This is a genomic window from Burkholderia sp. SCN-KJ, assembly GCF_024656005.1.
In the GTDB taxonomy this organism is placed as follows: Bacteria; Pseudomonadota; Gammaproteobacteria; order Burkholderiales; family Burkholderiaceae; genus Burkholderia.
The window spans coordinates 1-478 of sequence record NZ_JANKOG010000108.1 but is presented as its reverse complement, the minus strand read 5'-3'; the positions used below and the strand labels follow the sequence as shown (position 1 = coordinate 478).

At 55.2% G+C, this 478-nt stretch carries 1 rRNA gene; it reads right to left on the bottom strand.

Features of this window, described 5'->3' with window-relative positions:
- Positions 1-455, bottom strand: a 16S ribosomal RNA gene (locus NQV17_RS37850); the annotation flags it as partial.
- Between the last annotated feature and the right edge of the window lie 23 nt (positions 456-478).

The window sequence follows — 478 nt, the reverse complement described above, 5'->3', positions numbered from 1 at the left end:
CAAGGATTTCTTTCCGGACAAAAGTGCTTTACAACCCGAAGGCCTTCTTCACACACGCGGCATTGCTGGATCAGGCTTTCGCCCATTGTCCAAAATTCCCCACTGCTGCCTCCCGTAGGAGTCTGGGCCGTGTCTCAGTCCCAGTGTGGCTGGTCGTCCTCTCAGACCAGCTACTGATCGTCGCCTTGGTAGGCCTTTACCCCACCAACTAGCTAATCAGCCATCGGCCAACCCTATAGCGCGAGGCCCGAAGGTCCCCCGCTTTCATCCGTAGATCGTATGCGGTATTAATCCGGCTTTCGCCGGGCTATCCCCCACTACAGGACATGTTCCGATGTATTACTCACCCGTTCGCCACTCGCCACCAGGTGCAAGCACCCGTGCTGCCGTTCGACTTGCATGTGTAAGGCATGCCGCCAGCGTTCAATCTGAGCCAGGATCAAACTCTTCAGTTTAAACCTGTTACTGTTTTCGGTTC